This window comes from uncultured Bacteroides sp. (assembly GCF_947632445.1).
Classification (GTDB): domain Bacteria; phylum Bacteroidota; class Bacteroidia; order Bacteroidales; family Bacteroidaceae; genus Bacteroides.
Map to the genome: position 1 here is coordinate 74,865 of NZ_CANRPM010000003.1, position 17,658 is coordinate 92,522.

General features: G+C 52.0%; 11 protein-coding genes and 1 pseudogene. 4 read left to right on the forward strand and 8 right to left on the reverse strand.

The genetic code is table 11. The features are described 5' to 3' along the window. Positions 1-431: 431 nt before the first annotated feature. Entirely contained in the window at positions 432-2,648 is a 2,217-nt protein-coding gene (locus Q0Z70_RS01335) for a S9 family peptidase (protein WP_298071924.1), read from the reverse strand. 565 nt (positions 2,649-3,213) lie between these two features. Between Q0Z70_RS01335 and Q0Z70_RS01340 the strand changes: the two genes are divergently transcribed. The 4 genes and pseudogenes from Q0Z70_RS01340 to Q0Z70_RS01355 form a co-directional block, all read left to right on the forward strand. Continuing rightward, a complete protein-coding gene (locus tag Q0Z70_RS01340) occupies positions 3,214-4,170 on the forward strand; it encodes an IS1595 family transposase (protein WP_298071905.1) in 957 nt (318 codons plus the stop codon). Between the two features lie 17 nt (positions 4,171-4,187). Beyond that, complete coding sequence (locus tag Q0Z70_RS01345) at positions 4,188-5,228, forward strand: site-specific DNA-methyltransferase (protein WP_298071907.1); 1,041 nt, start codon at positions 4,188-4,190, stop codon at positions 5,226-5,228. Continuing rightward, on the forward strand, positions 5,225-6,118 hold the full coding sequence (locus Q0Z70_RS01350) for a NotI family restriction endonuclease (RefSeq protein ID WP_298071909.1): 894 nt from the start codon (positions 5,225-5,227) through the stop codon (positions 6,116-6,118). Before Q0Z70_RS01345 ends, Q0Z70_RS01350 begins: the two co-directional genes overlap by 4 nt. A gap of 328 nt (positions 6,119-6,446) precedes the next feature. After that, a pseudogene (locus tag Q0Z70_RS01355) lies at positions 6,447-6,806 on the forward strand (acyltransferase); the annotation flags it as partial. A 75-nt stretch (positions 6,807-6,881) separates the two neighbouring features. Here the strand turns inward: Q0Z70_RS01355 and Q0Z70_RS01360 are convergent. From Q0Z70_RS01360 to Q0Z70_RS01390, 7 genes are all read right to left on the reverse strand, one after another. Beyond that, a complete protein-coding gene (locus Q0Z70_RS01360; protein WP_298071910.1) occupies positions 6,882-8,207 on the reverse strand; it encodes a TolC family protein in 1,326 nt (441 codons plus the stop codon). Further along, positions 8,204-11,236 (reverse strand): efflux RND transporter permease subunit, encoded by a 3,033-nt coding sequence (locus tag Q0Z70_RS01365; protein WP_298071911.1) that lies wholly within the window; start codon positions 11,234-11,236, stop codon positions 8,204-8,206. Before Q0Z70_RS01365 ends, Q0Z70_RS01360 begins: the two co-directional genes overlap by 4 nt. Positions 11,237-11,275: 39 nt before the next feature. Beyond that, entirely contained in the window at positions 11,276-12,355 is a 1,080-nt protein-coding gene (locus Q0Z70_RS01370) for an efflux RND transporter periplasmic adaptor subunit (protein ID WP_298071913.1), read from the reverse strand. Between the two features lie 139 nt (positions 12,356-12,494). Beyond that, positions 12,495-13,427, reverse strand: a complete 933-nt coding sequence (rsgA, locus tag Q0Z70_RS01375) for a ribosome small subunit-dependent GTPase A (protein WP_298071926.1) — start codon at positions 13,425-13,427, stop codon at positions 12,495-12,497. A 59-nt stretch (positions 13,428-13,486) separates the two neighbouring features. Continuing rightward, positions 13,487-14,047 carry a ribosome recycling factor gene (gene frr, locus Q0Z70_RS01380; RefSeq protein ID WP_298071915.1) on the reverse strand — a complete coding sequence of 187 codons (561 nt, stop codon included), beginning with the start codon at positions 14,045-14,047 and terminating at the stop codon, positions 13,487-13,489. A 262-nt stretch (positions 14,048-14,309) separates the two neighbouring features. Continuing rightward, positions 14,310-15,020 (reverse strand): UMP kinase, encoded by a 711-nt coding sequence (pyrH, locus tag Q0Z70_RS01385; RefSeq protein ID WP_298071917.1) that lies wholly within the window; start codon positions 15,018-15,020, stop codon positions 14,310-14,312. Positions 15,021-15,138: 118 nt separating this feature from the next. Then, complete coding sequence (locus Q0Z70_RS01390) at positions 15,139-17,403, reverse strand: restriction endonuclease (RefSeq protein ID WP_298071919.1); 2,265 nt, start codon at positions 17,401-17,403, stop codon at positions 15,139-15,141. Between the last annotated feature and the right edge of the window lie 255 nt (positions 17,404-17,658).

Below are 17,658 nucleotides of genomic sequence, written 5' to 3' on the forward strand. Positions count from 1 at the left end.
TCCTGCAAAGTTAGGAAAAACAACCGAAATTTCCAAAAACAGAAAAACGATGAATAACGTCGTGAAACTTCATCTTTCAACCTGCATCCTTTTCTTCCAACGGATTACGATACGGATGAAAGATTGAAAGCAAATCGAGACAATCAATCCCTTATTGCTATATGCCATTCCTGAAATACCTACGTCCCGAATGTAATTATGGGCTTTAGCCGGCAAAACACCCTACGTTTTCCATCGAAAGAAACGATGTTTTATACTTAAGAAGGCATCGCTTTCCTGAGCAAAAAAGTATCATAGACAGGTTGCAAAAGGAGTACGATGAAATCTTCCAAGACGGCAATGAGGTAGCGCAAATGTCTATTCGTTTCGCCGACTAAGGAAGCTACGGAATGTAGCACACATACCGAAACACGACAGATGAAACGGAGTTGTTATCTGGTGCGTACCTCATTCCACGACGGCGGCGTCACTCCCAGCAGATGACGGACGAAGAAGTCATACCGCTTGTGCTCGCCGAAGTCTTCGCCCATCGTGTGGTGTGCACCGGGGATAACCACCAGGTCGAAGTCCTTTCCGGCCTTGATGAGAGCATTGGCTACCTGCATGGTTGAGGACGGATCGACATTATCGTCCATTTCGCCTACAACCAGCATCAGGGGACGTGTCAGCTTGTAGGCGTTGTCCACGTTGGAACAGGCACTGTAAGATTCGTCTACGGGATAGCCCATCCACAGTTCGTTCCACCAGATTTTGTCCATCCGGTTGTCGTGACATCCGCAGGCCGAGTAGGCCGCCTTGTAGAATTCGGGGTGGAAGAGGACGGCACCCATGGACTCTTGTCCACCGGCCGAGCAGCCAAAGATGCCTACGCGGTCGATGTCCATGTAGGGATACTTCTCAGCGGCAGCCTTGATCCAGGCGATGTGGTCGGGCAGGCCGGCATCCTTCAGGTTCTTATAACAGACTTCTTCGAACGTTTTAGAGCGGAAGGAAGTGGTCATGCCGTCCACCTGTACCACGATAAAGCCCAGTTCGGACAGCGAGGTCATCCACCAGTTGTAGGGAGTGAAGGTCTTGGGAACGTATTGGTCACCGGGACCGGAGTAGATATATTCGATAACAGGATATTTCTTGTTCGGATCGAAATTGGTGGGACGGTAGATGAGTCCCCACATGTCAGTTTTTCCATCGCGCCCTTTGGCCGTAAACACTTCGGGGGCTTTCCATCCGTTCCGTATCAGTGCCGATATGTCGGCCTGCTCCAATGTCATACGTATGCTGCCGTCGGTCGCATCGCGCAAAACGGCTACAGGTGCTTGATCTACCTTGCTATACACGTCGACTAAGTATCGGTGGTCGGACGAATACCGGCCTTCGTGCATACCTTCCTCAGGGGTCAGGCAAGTCAAACCGGAACCGTCGAAGCCGATGCGATAATAGTGGATGAGATAGGGATCTTCGTTCTTGTTCATGCCATTGGCCGAGAAATAGATGAGGCCGTTCTGCTCGTCCACGTACTGCACTTCGCGTACATACCATTCACCGCGTGTGATTTGGTGGGTCGGTTTTCCGGTCGCGCGGTCGTACATGTAGAGATGATTGTAGTTATCGCGCTCGCTCGACCAGAGAATGCGTTTCCCGTCACTCAGGTAGTGGCGGTAGATGCGGGGATAATTGACGTACTTCTCTTCCCGCTCCTCGATAAGCGTGCGTACATTTCCATCGGTTGCCGACATTTCCAGCACCCGATAGACTTTATGTCCACGTTCATTGTATTCAAAGGTGATGCCTTTGCTATCGGCGTTCCAGACAGGTCCGTACAGGTCGTACTGATGGTTAAACAATTCGGTAGAGGGTATCAGGCGGCGTCCGCTCTCCACTTCAAAGATGCAAGGCACTTTGAAACGCAGTTCGTCGCCCGGTTTGGCATATTCCTGCTTATGGAGTTTGGGTTGAAGTTGGTCAGCGGGTGAGGACTCTACGTAATGGACATGACGTTTCTCGGCAGGGCGAATGCGGCAGGCGGCCAATGATTTCGAGTCGGGTGACCATTGGATGTAGGACGAATAGTAATTGCCTTTCGTGCCGTCGATGCTCAGTTGCTTTTCTTTTCCGTTCCCTATCTCGCGCATGCAGATATTGTCATTTTTGATGAAAGCGATATATTTCCCGTCAGGCGAGGCAACAGGCCCATGCCCTTTCTCGTCGTCCACCTCCATCCAGTGCGGCTGTCGTCCGGGCGGCCGCACATCACCTTCCGCCACGAGTGTGTTCTTCTTGATGGCGTATGCCCAATACTTGCCTGTCGACTCGAAACGCAGGGTGTCTGCCTTCTTGTTCAGACGGCACTGGTTCAGGGGCAGATTGTAAGCATCCATCTGTTTCCCTGTCCGTTCGGAGAGCTGAGCGGCCAGTTTCTCCTGGTCGAACAAGGTGGAGCGTTTGGCTTGTTTCGCGTCGACTTTGATATATTCCTTGCCTTTGGCTGTATTTCGGATATACCAGAACACGTCGGTATCTTCCACCCAATGGGGGACAACGTTGCTGTACAGCACGTGTTTCTGGTCGTATTTTTCACGCAGGCTGTAAGCGCGGTTATAATCTTCTACTGTGCCCTGCGGGTAGATCGGCAGGCTGAACAATCCCATGCAGAGGAAGAAAAGGGTATTTTTTAATGAGTTAAGCATCGTTTTATCTGTCTTTATTCGTTGTTTTTTTATGGACAATACATAGGTAACATATTGCACAGGCAAAGTTAAAAAAGGAATGTTGAAATAGATGATGATATGGCAAATAAATTTGTTTTGGAATGAAAAAAGCCTTTATATCTGTCGAACGAAGCCTGAGAAACTGAACGACGCTCTTAGCAAGGCATTGCTTAAAAAGATTGTCTCCATTCGATTGGACGGTAACATTTTGCCGTTACCGGTAATGACCGTGTACAACTGCGTCAGGATTTGCCGGTTGATTCTGCTCTTTCAAATTTATATCTCCTTTTTATAGGAAATACCACCATCCTTTTCTATCTTTACGTCCTCAAATTTTGAAGAATAGACTTTATGGGAAAAGCGGTTTCGAAGCAGGAGTCTGGACGCATCGTATGGCTGGATATTGCCCGTTTGGCAGCCATGTTTATGGTGGTGTGCTGCCATTGTACGGATCCTTTTAATTTTCGGAATTATCTGTTTAAGGCTTGTATAATTCAAAATTTGTTTGTATATTTGCATCGTAATCAAATACAAGACAAAGATAATGAACTATTTTGAGTTTACAAAAAGGTTTCCCGACGAGGACGCCGCGATTGACTTCATCGTCGATGCAAAGTACAAGGACGGCTACGTCTGCCCCAAGTGCGGATGCGTACACGAAAGGATATATCATCAGAACTACGACCGGAGGAAGCTCTACTGCGACAACTGCAAGAGCGAGTTCTCCGCATTGAAAGGCACAATCTTCGAGAACACGCACCTTGACCTGCGGATGTGGCTCTATGCCATCAACCTCGTGAACGTCTCCCGCAAGGACGTTTCCGCCAAGCAGCTGCAAAGGGAAACGGGCATGGGTTCCTACGGATCTGCGTGGCGTATGCTGCACCAGATCCGCAAGGCCATGGAGAACGAGGAATACAAGGAGACGTTTGAAGCAATCGTGGAGATAGACGAGACCTACGTTGTCGGAAAGCCGCGCAAGGACAACAGGCATGATGATGACGAGGACAAGCCGAAAAGAGGCCGCGGAACGTCCAAGACGCCAGTAATAGGCGTAAAGGAGCGCGACACCGGAAAGGTGCATGCCGTTGTCGCAAACTACAACGACGAGGGCAAGCGGTTGAGCGGGAAGCAACTTTTCTCCGTCCTCAAGAAGGTGTGCAAGCCGAACACGACGGTGATGACCGACCAATTCTCCGGGTACGACATCCTCGACGGGAAGAACGAGGGCGACTTCGTCAGGCTCAAGATAGACCACTCCGTCGCGTATTCCCTCGGAGACGGAATACACACCAATGGCATCGAGAGCTTTTGGGCGGTGCTGAAGCGCGGAGTGTACGGCATCTTCCACAACGTCTCGGTCAAGTACATGCAGCGGTACGTGGACGAGTTCTGCTTCCGCCTCAACCACAGGGACGAGGATGAAGCCTTTAATTGTCTCGTGAATCTTGCAGTGAAATAACACTCAATCAGTGCGTCATGAAGCCTTTAGAGAATGGGGAAAGATATAAATTCTATCTCGGAGATTGCTTGTCAGTTTTGAAAGAGATTGACAATGGATCGGTTAATAGTATCATAACTTCACCTCCTTATTGGGGCATGCGATTGTATGATAATCAAGATGATATACACGAAATTGGTAATGAGGGAAATTTCAATAGATATGTTGAAATTTTGACGGAAGTGTTCAAAGAAGCGAAACGCGTCTTAAGAAAAGATGGCTCTTTGTGGTTGAATTTAGGCGATAAATATTCTGACAAATGTCTGCTCGGAATGCCATGGAGGGTTGCAATTTCGTTGATTGACGATGGGTGGATTCTCCGTAATGATGTGATATGGCATCAAATGAAAGGAACTCAAAGTGTTAAAGATAGATTGCGAGATTCTTATGAGCATTTCTTTCACTTTGTGAAGTCGAAAAAATACTATTACGATTCAAATGCGATACTAATTAAGCCGTCAAAACTCCCGATTACAAAAGGTGGAGCAACAATATCATCAACCGGCGTGAGCGGGAAAAAATACCGAAAATTGATAGATGAAAGTGCTGAATTGACCGAACAGGAAAAAGCGAATGCAAGACATGCCCTTGATGAAGTTCTTGCAGAAATACGTTCCGGTTTAGTCAATGATTTCAGAATGACAATCAGAGGCGTGCAACGAGCTTGGCATAGCGATAATGAAAGAATCAGCGGCAGGGCAAAGGAATTAGCGAATAAGGGCTATTATATCATGAAGATGTATGCAAAAGGGCATCTTCCAAATGATGTATGGAATATTGTAACGGAAGACACTTGGAGAACCGATAGCCATTGTGCCGTATATCCGGAGGAATTATTGAAAATACCTATATTGGCGACATGCCCGACAGGCGGAATTGTTTTGGATCCTTTTTGCGGGACAGGAACAACAGTTTCGGCATCCGTAAAATTAGGACGTAGAGGTGTCGGGATAGACTTAAGTTCTAAATACATTGATATATCGAAAGAAAGATTAAACAATATAGGAATCTTGTTATGAAAATAATAGGGAAATACCCAATAGAAGTTTTTGGGTTTGATTATGAGAATACCACTGAATCTTGTAAATTAGCACGTAAGCAACAATACTGCAAATATATAAAGGGGACTTGTGTTAAACCTCGAAAAAGTGAGCCACAGAGAAAGGTAGGCATATGTTCGTTAGGCTCAACGGTAAATAAAAGTAAGGAAATACATCCTGTCATAATATGCCCGCAAAGATTCAAAGAAGAATCTATGTTTGAAACAATTCGCCAAAAGTATTTAACACATTGGAATAATGTAAAATGGATTCAAGAAGTGAATATCGGAGTTGGAGGAAATGTTGATTATGTAGCCGTCGAAGTTGATGAATATGATAGAGTTATTGATTTCTTATGCGTTGAGATACAAGCGGCAGGAACTACCGGAACACCATACCCATATGTAAACGATTTGATAGAGTATGGGAAATATACCAATACAAATAAGCCATCATACGGAATTAATTGGGCAAATGAATTTACAAAAACGATGATGCAACAGGCTTACAAGAAAGGTAAAATAGTAGAAAGTTGGAATAGGAAAATCGTATTTGTAATTCAAGATTTAGCGATAGAATATATGCAGGCGACTTCTGACTGCTCATTATTAACTGACTACAATAGAGACTATCCGGTCGATTTTTGTTCGTTTACACTTTTATGGTCTCAAGATGTTGGGCAATGGTATTTGTCGTTTGATAAAATAAGAAGCACAACAATCGATGGAATCAACCGGATAATAGGCGGGGCAAATGTTAGTGAATATCCAACCGTTCAAGAATTTATATGCAATATCGTGAAAAAAGGTATTGCAGATGGCATATTATCAAACAACTCATATACAAGAAGTCTATGCGAAATACTTTGACATAATAAAAAGGCATACGGAAAACTGACGAGGTTTTTATTTTCTCTTTGTCATAGCACGCAAGCGGTAATGCGCACGGCCGCTTTGCGACCGAATTACGAACTGTAAATTTTTAATTCATTTGTTATGGCAAAGATTCGTATTAAAATCCGAGTCAGAGGCAATCACGTCCGCTGGACGGTCATCGCACCGCCTAAACGGATTACAGGCGGTAAATATATTCCCACCAAGTGATTGCCTGGAGGGGCGGAGTATCAAGGGTACTCTGCCCCTCTTTTCCCGTATGCCAGCCCTATTCATACAAGATTAAAGTAGATAGTTCCGTTTAGGTTTTCGTCACATGACGGCCCTGCCGGATTATACGGACGAGATGCTGGAACTGTTCTTCACCTATTGTTCGCTGAATGTAGTCTTGATGACGGTTCCCGTATTCATGTGTTGTAAGAAGATAGAAGTACGCTCGGAGCATCTTCGGCGGATGCTGGCCAATTTGACGCTTTGCGGTTTTGGAGTCTATATGATCCACTATCTTTTCACCGGCCCTTCTGTTGCATTGATGCGTCTGTTGGATATTCCCATCTGCATTCAAATACCTTGTGCTTCGGTCGTGGCATTTGGTGTGTCGTGGTTGTTGGTGGCGTCAGCCTATCGGGTATTCGGTCGCAAGACGCGGTGGGTGCTGGGTTAAGTCTTTCAGCTTTTTCTTCCACTGCTCGTGCTTCTTGAATAGTGTTTATTCGGACTATGATGGCGAAAAGCGGTTTTATTCCAGGTATTTTGTCACTTTCCCGCTGATTTGCAGGAGCGATATTTCACAGAGCTTAGTGTTGTACTCGGCCGTCAGAATACATTCTTCGGCGTCAAGGAGGCTTTTCTGCGCTTCGCGCATTTCGATACCCGAAAGGTTGCCCAGCATATAGCGCTCCATGGCAATGTCGTGATTGTCCTTGGCAGCGATGAGGTTCTGTCGTTCCAGGTTCAGCATTTCCAGGTTGTTGCGGTAGGCTTGCCACAGGTTGCTCAGGTCGGCCCGTAAAGCCAGTTCCAGTTCATCGCGTTGCAGGCGTGCGTTCTTCACGGTGATGCCGGCGTTGCGCCGCTCGCGCTTACGGTTGCCGTCGAAGAGGTTGAACCCCACGGTGATGCCTCCGTTAAATCCGAAGTTGTTGCGGCGGCTGTAGTTATTGATGTCATACTTGTTGAATGTATAGCCGTATCCGGCGTTCAGCCGCACGTAGGGATAGTTGCGCGAATTCACTTTCTTGTAGTCCATCTGTGCCAGTTGGATGTTTTGGTCGGCTTTCAGGAGGGAAGAGTTCACGCTCAGGGTAGCTTCCCACAACTCTTCGAAGTCGAGTGATTGGTTCACGTCGATGATGCTGTCGGGCGTCTGGATAAGCTGATCCACATCTTCATTGCCCATCAGCTCGTTCAGATTGATGCGCGAGGTGTGCAGCAACTCCTGTTGCTTCATATATTGGGCACTGTCGGCGTTGAAGTCTACTTTGGCCTGCTGGTAGTCGAGACGTGAAAAGTCGCCCACATGATAGCGTGCCTCCACGATACGCAGTCGCTCCTTAGAGAGTTGCACGGCATAGAGCAGGTTCTTCATGCGGATTTTCTGCTGGATGAAGTTGTAGTATTCGGCGGTCAGTGAAGCGATGAAGTCTTCCAGCGCGATGCGTGTATTGGTTTCTCCCTGTTCGCGGAGCAACTTCAGTTGTTGGTAAGTGGTGGAGATGTTGAAGCCGTCGAAGATGGTCCAGTTCAGGTCGATGCCTGCATCGACAGTCTGGTCGAACACGTTATGCTGCTTTTCCGTAACGCCCGTGCTCCGTACCGTGCTGTTTGTGTTGTCTACGGTGGTCCGATAGCTGCCTGTCAGGTCGATGGTGGGCAGGGCACCTGCATTGGCCAGGGTGGCGTTGTTTTTGCTGATCTGCTCCTCGTTGTGTGTGATGCGCAGGGAGTAGTTATTGAACAGCCCCTGTTCGAGGCACGACTTCAGGGTATAGGTGGCCGCCTGCTGTGCCTGCATGGCGCACAGAGTACAGAATACGGCTATCATAGACAAGGTCATTCGTTTCATATCTTTCTTACTTTACTTCGGTTGGTTGACACATAGCTGTAGATAGTGGGCACGATGTACATCGTGAGCAGCGTAGATACCAGCATGCCGCCTACTACGGCCGTACCCATAGCGATACGCTGGTTGGCACCTTCGCCCGTAGCGAAAGCCAGCGGGATAAGGCCGATGACGGTCGAAGCGCTGGTCATCAGGATGGGACGCAGACGTTGGAGGGCGGCATCCTTGATGGCTTGCAGCTTGTCCTCACCCGCTTCCTGCTTCTGGTTGGCGAACTCTACAATCAGGATGCCGTTCTTGGCCACCAGACCGATAAGCATAATGATGCCGATCTGACTGAAAATGTTCATCGTAATATCACCGAAATACATGAATATCAGTGCTCCGGCAATGGCCAGCGGCACGGTGAGCATGATGATGAGCGGATCCTTGAAACTCTCGAACTGGGCGGCCAGAATCAGATAGATGAGAAAGATGGCCAAAATGAAAGCAAACATCAGGCTGGACGCACTCTCGCTATAGTCTTTCGAGTCACCTGCCAGTGCTGTACGGAAAGTTTCGTCCAGCAGTTCGTCGGCTATCTTGTCCATTTCTTCCAGTCCCTGTCCGATGGTCTTGCCTTCGGCCAGACCGGCTGAGACAGTGGCCGACACGAAACGGTTGTAGCGGTAAAGTTTCGGAGGGGCCGTACCGTAGACAAGTTCCACAAGATTGTCGAGCTGAATCATGTCGCCTGCATCGTTACGGATATACAACCCAACCAGATAGGTCGGCTTGTTGCGCTGTTGGCGGTTGATTTCTCCCAATATCTCGTATTGCTTGCCGTTCATGTAGAAGTAACCCATGCGCTGGCCGCTTAAGCCGTATTGCAGGGTTTGGGCTATGTTCCTGGTGCTTACGCCCATGGCGCCGGCTTTGTCGCGGTTGATGCTGATGCGGGCTTCGGGCTTGCTGAACTTCAAGTCGACGTCGGCCATCTGGAAAACATCGTTTTCATAGACACGTTCCATAAACTTCGGCAGTACTTCCTGTAGCTTTTCAAGGTTGGTAGCTTGCAGTACATATTGCACGGGCATGCTGGCACGGTGTCCGCCGAACGAGGATTGCTGGCGCAGGAAGGCGCGGGCTTCTGTTTCGGACTTCAGGGCACGGGTCAGTTTGGCGGCCACCTCCATTTGGCTATAGTCGCGTTCGCGGATGTCTTTCAGCGTGATTTGTACGTTGCCGCTTCCGCTCGATACGCGTGCCGTGACGGCTTCGGCATCGGGGATGATGGAGTCGACCACGTCGTTGATGCGCTCGGTATAGTCGCGGATGTATTCGTAGCTCACGCCTTCGGCTCCGATGGTGTTGATGGCGATTTGCGAGCGGTCTTCCAACGGGGCCATCTCGGCAGGTATGCTGTTCCACAGGACGAAGATGACGCAGAACGTGGCCAGTGTGAATACCAGGGCGATCCATCGCTTATGCAGGAAGGCGGCCAGCGAACGGCTGTACAGTCGGTTCATCCCTTCAAAGAAAGGTTCCGTCTTGCGGTAGAACCAGTTCTTATGTTCCTGCCGTTTCAACAGCTTGGTGGCCAGCATCGGCGTGAAGGTAAGGGCTGCAAACGAGGATATGATGATGGAGCCCGAAATGACGAAGCTGAACTCGCGGAACAGGCGTCCCGTCGTTCCCTCCATGAAGACGATGGGGAAGAATACGGCCACTAACGTGATGGTGGTGGAAATGACGGCAAAGAAGATTTCCCTGGCTCCCTCGATGCCCGCCTCCTTGGGCGGCATGCCTTTCTCGATGCGGACGTAGATGTTTTCGGTCATCACGATGGCGTCGTCCACAACCAGACCTACGGAGAGGACGACGGCCAGCATCGTCAGCACATTGATGGAGAAGCCCGCCACGTACATCACGAAGAAGGCGCCGATGAGCGATACGGGGATTACAATACAGGGCACCAGCGTGACGCGCCAGTCGCGCAGAAAGAGGAAAATGATGATGATAACCAGCACGAAGGCTTCGTACACGGTACTTTCCACTTCGCTGATGGAGGCACGGATAAACTTGGTATTGTCGAAACCGTAACTGTAGGTTACGTCTTCGGGCAGGTCCTTCTTCATGCGCTCCATGCGTTCGTACACGGCGTCGGCTATCTGGATGTGGTTGGCACCCGGCTGGGGAACAACCACTACGCCCACCATCGGCACGCCGTTCATCTTCATGTAGCTCTTGATGTCGGCGGCACCCAATTCGGCACGGCCGATGTCGCTGAAGCGGATGATGCGGTTGGCGTCTTCCTTGATGATGAGGTTGTTGAACTCTTCGGGCGTGTGCATCAGCCCCAAGGTACGGATGGTCAGTTCGGTGGTGTTCCCTTCGATGCTGCCCGACGGAAGTTCGATGTTTTCCTGGTCGATGGCATTCTTCACGTCGACGGGCGTGATGCCGTAGCCCGACATCTTGGTAGGGTCGAGCCAAAGGCGCATCGAATACTTCTTCTCACCCCAGATGCTCACGCTGCTTACGTTGGAGATGGTCTGAAGCTGTTCCTTTACGGTAAGGTCGGCTATTTCGCTCAGTTCCAGCAGTGAGCGTTTGTTGCTTTGCAGGGCCACCATCAGGATGGGCACGGCGTCGGCATCGGCTTTCGATACGGTAGGCGGGTCGCAGTCGCGGGGCAGGAAACGCTGGGCACGCGATACCTTGTCGCGCACGTCGTTGGCGGCTGTCTCCAGGTCGACGGACAGCTCGAATTCGACGGTGATGCGGCTTTGCCCCTGCTGGCTGACGCTGGTCAGCGAGCGGATGCCGGGGATGCCGTTGATGTTCTGTTCCAGCGGTTCGGTAATCTGGTTTTCGATGACGTCGGCATTGGCGCCCGTGTACGAGCAGGACACGGAGATAATGGGGTTGTCCACCGACGGATATTCGCGCACGCCGAGGTAGGTATAACCAATGACTCCGAAGAGCAGGATGATGATGGTCAATACCGTTGACAATACGGGGCGGCGTATGCTTAGTTCGGATATGTTCATTTAAATGAAAGATTAGAGATTGGGAACTGCAAATTTCAGTTATTCAATATGGTCGATGGTTACGTCCATTCCTGTACGGAGCTGCTGGGTACCTGATATGATCACCGTGTCTCCCGCCGCCAGACCTTTGACCACCTGTACTTGTGCATCGGTGCGGATGCCGGTGATTATCTCCACCGGTTCGGCCTTTCCCGAACGGTAGACAAATACTTTGTCTTTACCCATTTCGGGTACGATGGCCTGCGAGGGAATGGCCAGCGCATCCTTGTATTCCTGCTTCTTCAGCGTGATGGAAGCATAACGGCCCGGCATGATGCCGCCGGGATTGGGATAGAGGGCGCGCACGGTCAGGGTGTGCGTATTGATATCAAGGCTCGACTCCCTGGCATAGACTTGTGCATGGTAGGTGTCCAGCGAACCTTCCAGCGTGAAGCTCAGGTTGGTGCCTACCTTAATGTCGCGGGCATAGCGCTCGGACACGGCAAACTCCAGCTTCAAGGGAGATATTTTGGTGAGCTTGGCCACGATGGTGGCAGGCGAAGCATAGGTACCGATACTCACCTGACGCAAACCGATGATACCGTCGAAGGGCGCGCGCAGCTCGGTCTGGGCGATTTGTGCCTCGACGCTTTCGATGTCGGCATTCAGGGTGGCCAGTTCCGTCTTTACCTGTTCGTAGGCTTCCTGACTGACGGCATCGCGCTTCAGCAGGGCGTCCTGACGGAATACGCGGTCTTCGGCCAGTTTCAGTTGCGAAACCAGGCGTTGCAGCTGGGCCTGCAGAGGACGGTCGTTCACCTTGGCCAACAGCTGGCCTTTCTTTACGGTGGTTCCTTCCTCGAAATTGATTTCAACGATTTTGCCCGACGTCTCGAACGAAAGGTTCACTTCTTCGTCGGGTATCAGGCTGCCGATGATAGGGATTTCGTCGGTCAGCACTTGCGGCTGTACAATGATTGCGTTGATATTTAGCGCTTTTCCCCCTTGTTTTTGATGGGCCATCACTTTGTCGGCTTCGGCCAGTTCTTCATTGGGTTTGGGCATTTGCGAATAGATGCCCCAACCGATAAGCCCGGCACCGACGACGGCGACAAGCCCCCATTTGACTCTCTTCTTCATTCTTTCAGTTGTTCGTTGTATCGGTATAAAATCGACCGTTCGTTTGGAGAGCTAAGATAGGGAATAGTTTAATGCCGGACGTGGAGATTATGCTTTATTAACAGAAGAACCTTCGTCGGGAGAGTGCAGGAACCGCCGGTCAATATCCGGTCCGATACTTCCCCTCCTCCTTGTCTTCGAGCATGCTGAGGTAAGACCGGTAGCGCGACTCGCTGATGCAGTGTTCCTCGACAGCGCGGCGCACGGCGCAGCCCGGCTCGTGACGGTGGGTGCAGTTGCCGTAGCGGCATCCGGCCGACGTCTCGAATATCTCCGGGAAGTAGTGGCCGATTTCTTCCGCTTCCATGTCGAAGGTGCCGAAGCCTTTGATGCCCGGAGTGTCGATAAGGTAGCCCCCGCCTTCGAGAGCGAACATCTCGGAGAAGGTGGTGGTGTGCATGCCCTTGTTGTGGGCGGCGGATATTTCGCCCGTCCGTGCCGAGGCTTCAGGCAGGATGACGTTGATGAGGGTGGATTTGCCTACGCCCGAATGGCCCGAAAGCAGGGTGACGCGCCCGCAAAGTTCGGCCTTGAGGAGGTCGATGCCCGTGCCTTGTGTGGCCGACACCTTGAAGCAGGGGTAGCCGATGGCGGTGTAGAGGCGGATGAGGCTGTCCAGGTAGCGGAGGTCGGCCTCGTCGTAAGCGTCCGCCTTGTTGAATACGAGCTTTACCGGAATGCGATAGGCTTCGGCCGTGGCCAGAAAACGGTCGATGAAGGTGGTCGAAGTTTCGGGATAGTTGACGGTGACGACGAGCAGGCACTGGTCGAGGTTGGAGGCGATGATGTGCGATTGTTTCGACAGGTTGGAGGCACGGCGGATGATGTAGTTACGCCGGTCTTCAATCTCGCTGATGAAAGCCGTGCCTTCCCGGTTGAGAATGATTTGCACGTAGTCTCCCACAGCCACCGGATTGGTGCTGCGGATGCCCTTCAGGCGGAAGGTGCCCCTGACTTTGCACTCGATGCTGCGTCCGTCTTCGGTCTTGACGAGATACCGGTCGCCTGTGTTCTTGATGACAAGCCCTTTCATTGGTCGGAAATCGGAAAACGGGGAATGGAGCGCTTCCTCCATTCCCCATTCTTCATTCGTTAAACGGTCATGATTTCCTTGTCCTTGGCGGCAAGCATGTCGTCGATTTGCTTGATGTACTTGTCGTGTACCTTTTGCAGCTTCTCCTCGCCGCCTTTTTGGGCATCTTCGGCAAGGCCTTCCTTGACGGCTTTCTTCAGCCGGTCGATGGCGTCGCGACGGGCGTTGCGCACGCTCACTTTGGCTGTTTCGCCCTCGCCCCGGCACTGCTTGGCCAGCTGCTTGCGGCGCTCTTCGGTAAGCGGCGGAATGCCGATGCGGATGATTTCGCCGTTGTTTTCGGGCATGATGCCCAGCGAAGAGTCGATGATGGCCTTTTCGATGATGCGGAACATGGATTTGTCCCAGGGCTTGATGGCGATGCTGCGTGCGTCGGGAGTCGTCACGGCAGCCACGTTGTTGATGGGCACCATGCTGCCGTAAGAGTCTACACGGATGCCGTCCAGCAGGCGGACGTCGGCCTTGCCGGCACGGATGTGTGCCAGTGCGTCGTCTAAATACATGACGGCCATGTCCATTTTCTCCTGCGCTTCGTTCAGAATGTCTTTTACGTCTTTCATATCACTTCGTTCTTTAGTGGATGGAATGGTTGTTGTTTAAATTGATAGAGCAAATGTAGCGCATTATTCCTTCTTTTGCAAGAAAGTAGCGGAAGATATTCGTCCGGTTAGGGAAAACCTCCGCTCACGCTTATGCACAACCGTGCACACGTTTATGCACAACCTTCGCTCACGTTTAGGTACAACCTGTGCACGCGCTTATGCACAACTGTGCACACGCTTATGCACAACTGTGCACACGCTTGTGCACAACGACAGGTCTTCAGTTGTGCACCAGCGTGCCTATCGCTTCTCCTTCGACGACCTTCCTTAGGTTGCCTACGGTGTCCATGTCGAAGACGATGATGGGCAGGTTGTTCTCCTTGCACATGCAGGTGGCGGTGAGGTCCATCACCTTGAGGCCCCGTCGCAGCACTTCGTCGTAGGTGATGTCGTGGAACTTTGTGGCCGTCGGGTCCTTTTCGGGGTCGGCGGTGTAGATGCCGTCCACGCGGGTGCCCTTCAGCATGACGTCGGCTTCGATTTCAATTCCGCGCAGACTGGAGCCGGTGTCGGTGGTGAAGAACGGATTGCCGGTACCGGCCGACATGATGACCACTTCGCCCGCCTCCAGGCATTCGATGGCGTGCCATTTGCTGTAGTATTCGCCGATAGGCTCCATGCGCACGGCCGTCAGCACGCGCGCCCTGACACCTGCGGCCGTCAGTGCCGAACTGAGTGCGAGGCTGTTGATGACGGTGGCCAGCATGCCCATCTGGTCGCCCTTCACGCGGTCGAATCCTTTCGAAGCGCCGCTCAGTCCCCGGAAGATGTTTCCTCCGCCGATGACGATTCCGATCTGTACGCCCGTGGCGTGTATCTCCTTGATTTGTGCAGCATATTCGGCCAGACGTTTCTCGTCGATGCCATACTGCTTTTCGCCCATGAGGCTCTCGCCGCTGAGCTTCAGTAAAATTCTGTTGTATGTTGCCATAAACGGTTTGTTTTGAGGTTTCCGGCAAAGATATAAAAAGGTATCGGAGCGGCAAACGGACGGGCGGGTTTTTGTGGGTGGGGGCGAGTATGAAGATGCCCGCCCCGATTGTTTTTACTTACGGCCGGTTGACAAACACCTGTCGGTACTCGTCTTTGGTAATGACGGTGTCATTCAGTCCGATGCGGGTTTCGGAGGCGTGGCGGTTTATGCCGATGTATTCGAGCGAGGCGTCCTCGTAGCGTTTGAACTTGCCGACGGCATCGTTCATCAATGCCGAGTTAAACAGTCCGAGCGACACCAGCAGCTCGAAATCCCGAATCGACAGTCCCGTAACCTTGCGGAACAGTGCGGGTTCGAGCTTGGTGATAACGTCGCGCAGGCATTGTTCGCGGTAGTCGGTCAGATACATGAATATCGGTATGCGCGTTGCAAACTTGATGAGCTTCTCCTGTATCTTCTTGCGTATGCTCTTGTACTCCTTCTCTTCGTCCGTCAGTTCGCGTTTGCGCTCCTTTGTCCATGCTTCGTCGGGTGTATCGCGCTTCGCCTTCTTGACCGCTTCGGACTTGTTGATAATGGTTGCGATGTCGCTGTTCAGCGTGCGGAAGCCTTCGATGTTCATCAGGGCGGCCATTGCTTCGGCGTTGTTCATCAGGCGGCGCAGCGTGTTGGTATCGACATTGACCAGTGCGGCATCGTGCCAGCGTTTTGCCAGCAGTGTCGCGGTCGTTCCGCTTGTGGCGATGTCGAGAATTCCGGCTGCATCTATCTGCTTCATCGAACTGCCGTCGTATGCCAGCACGGGCAGGAAATGGATAAATTCGGCGACTTTCTTTTCGGAACTCTGCGCCCCGTCATTCAACAGGCAGCAATATTCGGACAACTGCCGCAGGGCACGGTTGGGGGCGAAATCGAACACATAACATTCCTGTTTCAGTATTTCCGTCTTGTCGGGCGACAGTCCGTCGGGATTGCTCACCGTCCACGGGGTCTGCACCCGAAACGCCGCCTGAAAATAGGTTTCGGGGCTCGACGAGTTGCGCAGCATGAAGATGCCCGACCATGGCTTGACCGATACGCCCGTAGTCAGCTTGCCGCACGACAGCGTGATAGTTTTCGTTTCGAGGGGATTGCCCATCGCCTGTTCGACCCGCTTCAACGCTTCGATGCCGATTCCCGCCTGCGCGCCGGCAGCCACGATGACGTTATAGTCGTGGTAAAAGCGGTTTTGCCGCTGCGCGAGCAGGTTGCGCATGGCATGACACGCCGCGACCGTCGGCAGGAACCAGAACGTGTGGGTCAGCGACGCTAACAAAGGGGCATGAGAAAAGGGCATCGGCGGACGCTCGCTGCGGAGTTTAAGGTCGCTGACAATATTCTCGGAGTATGCACCGCGAATCAGGTCGAGCCACTTTTGCACTTCGTCTTCGTAACGGAATCGGGCCGCCTCGCCCTGCCCCTCGGCTGCGAAGAACACATTGAGGTCGAACTCGTTGTACTCGCCCTGTTTCGCTACCGCCTGCAAGGCGTCGGGCAGTTGGTAAGTCATCATCACCATACGCGGCAGGGCGGTGTATGGGTTTGTACCGTCGGCATCGTTCCATGCCGCTTTGGCACGCTGTTCGTCGGAATAAGTCCACGCATAAATCTGTTCCTCGATAAATTCGCCGCGATTCAGAATGCGGAACGGCGTACCCGACAGATAGAGATAAGCCCCCGTCGTGATGGGCATCAGTTCCTCGTCGAAATAGTCCAGCCCGCCGCCTTCGGCAAATGCCTGTTCGCGGCGGTCTTCGTTCTCGAAGAGTTCTTTCGCGTTTTCCCGCCACGCCCCGAAGTGGTATTCGTCCAGAATCACACAGTCCCAGTTGATGGCATGCACCCACTCGTTGCGGGCCTTGATGCCTCCGGCTTTGGTGCGTCCCAGATAATCCTGAAACGACCCGAAGCAGACAATCGGGCGCGAGCGGTCTGCCGTGTCGTAGGTCAGCACGCCGTCGTGCGAGATAAACTGCCAGCCCTCGAAATCGACGTGCGTGCGCAGGTCTGTTTCCCATGCACTCTGCACGGCAGGCTTGAAGGTCAGCACCAGCAGCCGCTTCCAGCCCATCGCTTTGGCTAATTGATAGGCGGCGAAGGTCTTGCCGAAACGCATCTTGCAATTCCACAGGAAGTGGAAGGTCTTGTCCGGCTCTTCGGCACGGCGTGTACGGAAATAGGCGCTCGTCTTTTCTACCGCCGCCCGCTGTTCGGGACGCATGCCGAAAGTCTCCGTGCGGAACAGTTCGGTTTCGCGCCGCTCACGGAGAGCACGCACGGCTGCCCGCACCTCGCGCGCCGTGCATTGGAACCACTCGCCTGCGATACGCTTGACACCCATCTTACGAGGGTATCGTGTACGCCGCCGCACTCTTCGTCAGTAAAAAACGTGCCGTCGTTGCGCATTGCTGATTCCGCGAAGACAATGCGGTAGGGACGTTCGCCCGGACGGATGACGGGATATTGCTGGGCGACGCGCTTCTGCACGTCGATTGCCGTATAGCCGACTTTCAGCAATCCGGGGTACGATACATCTTCATAGGCGTAAATCATTGGGGCCGCCTTCGGTCGGCGTGGGAAAAATTGTTGTGCCATA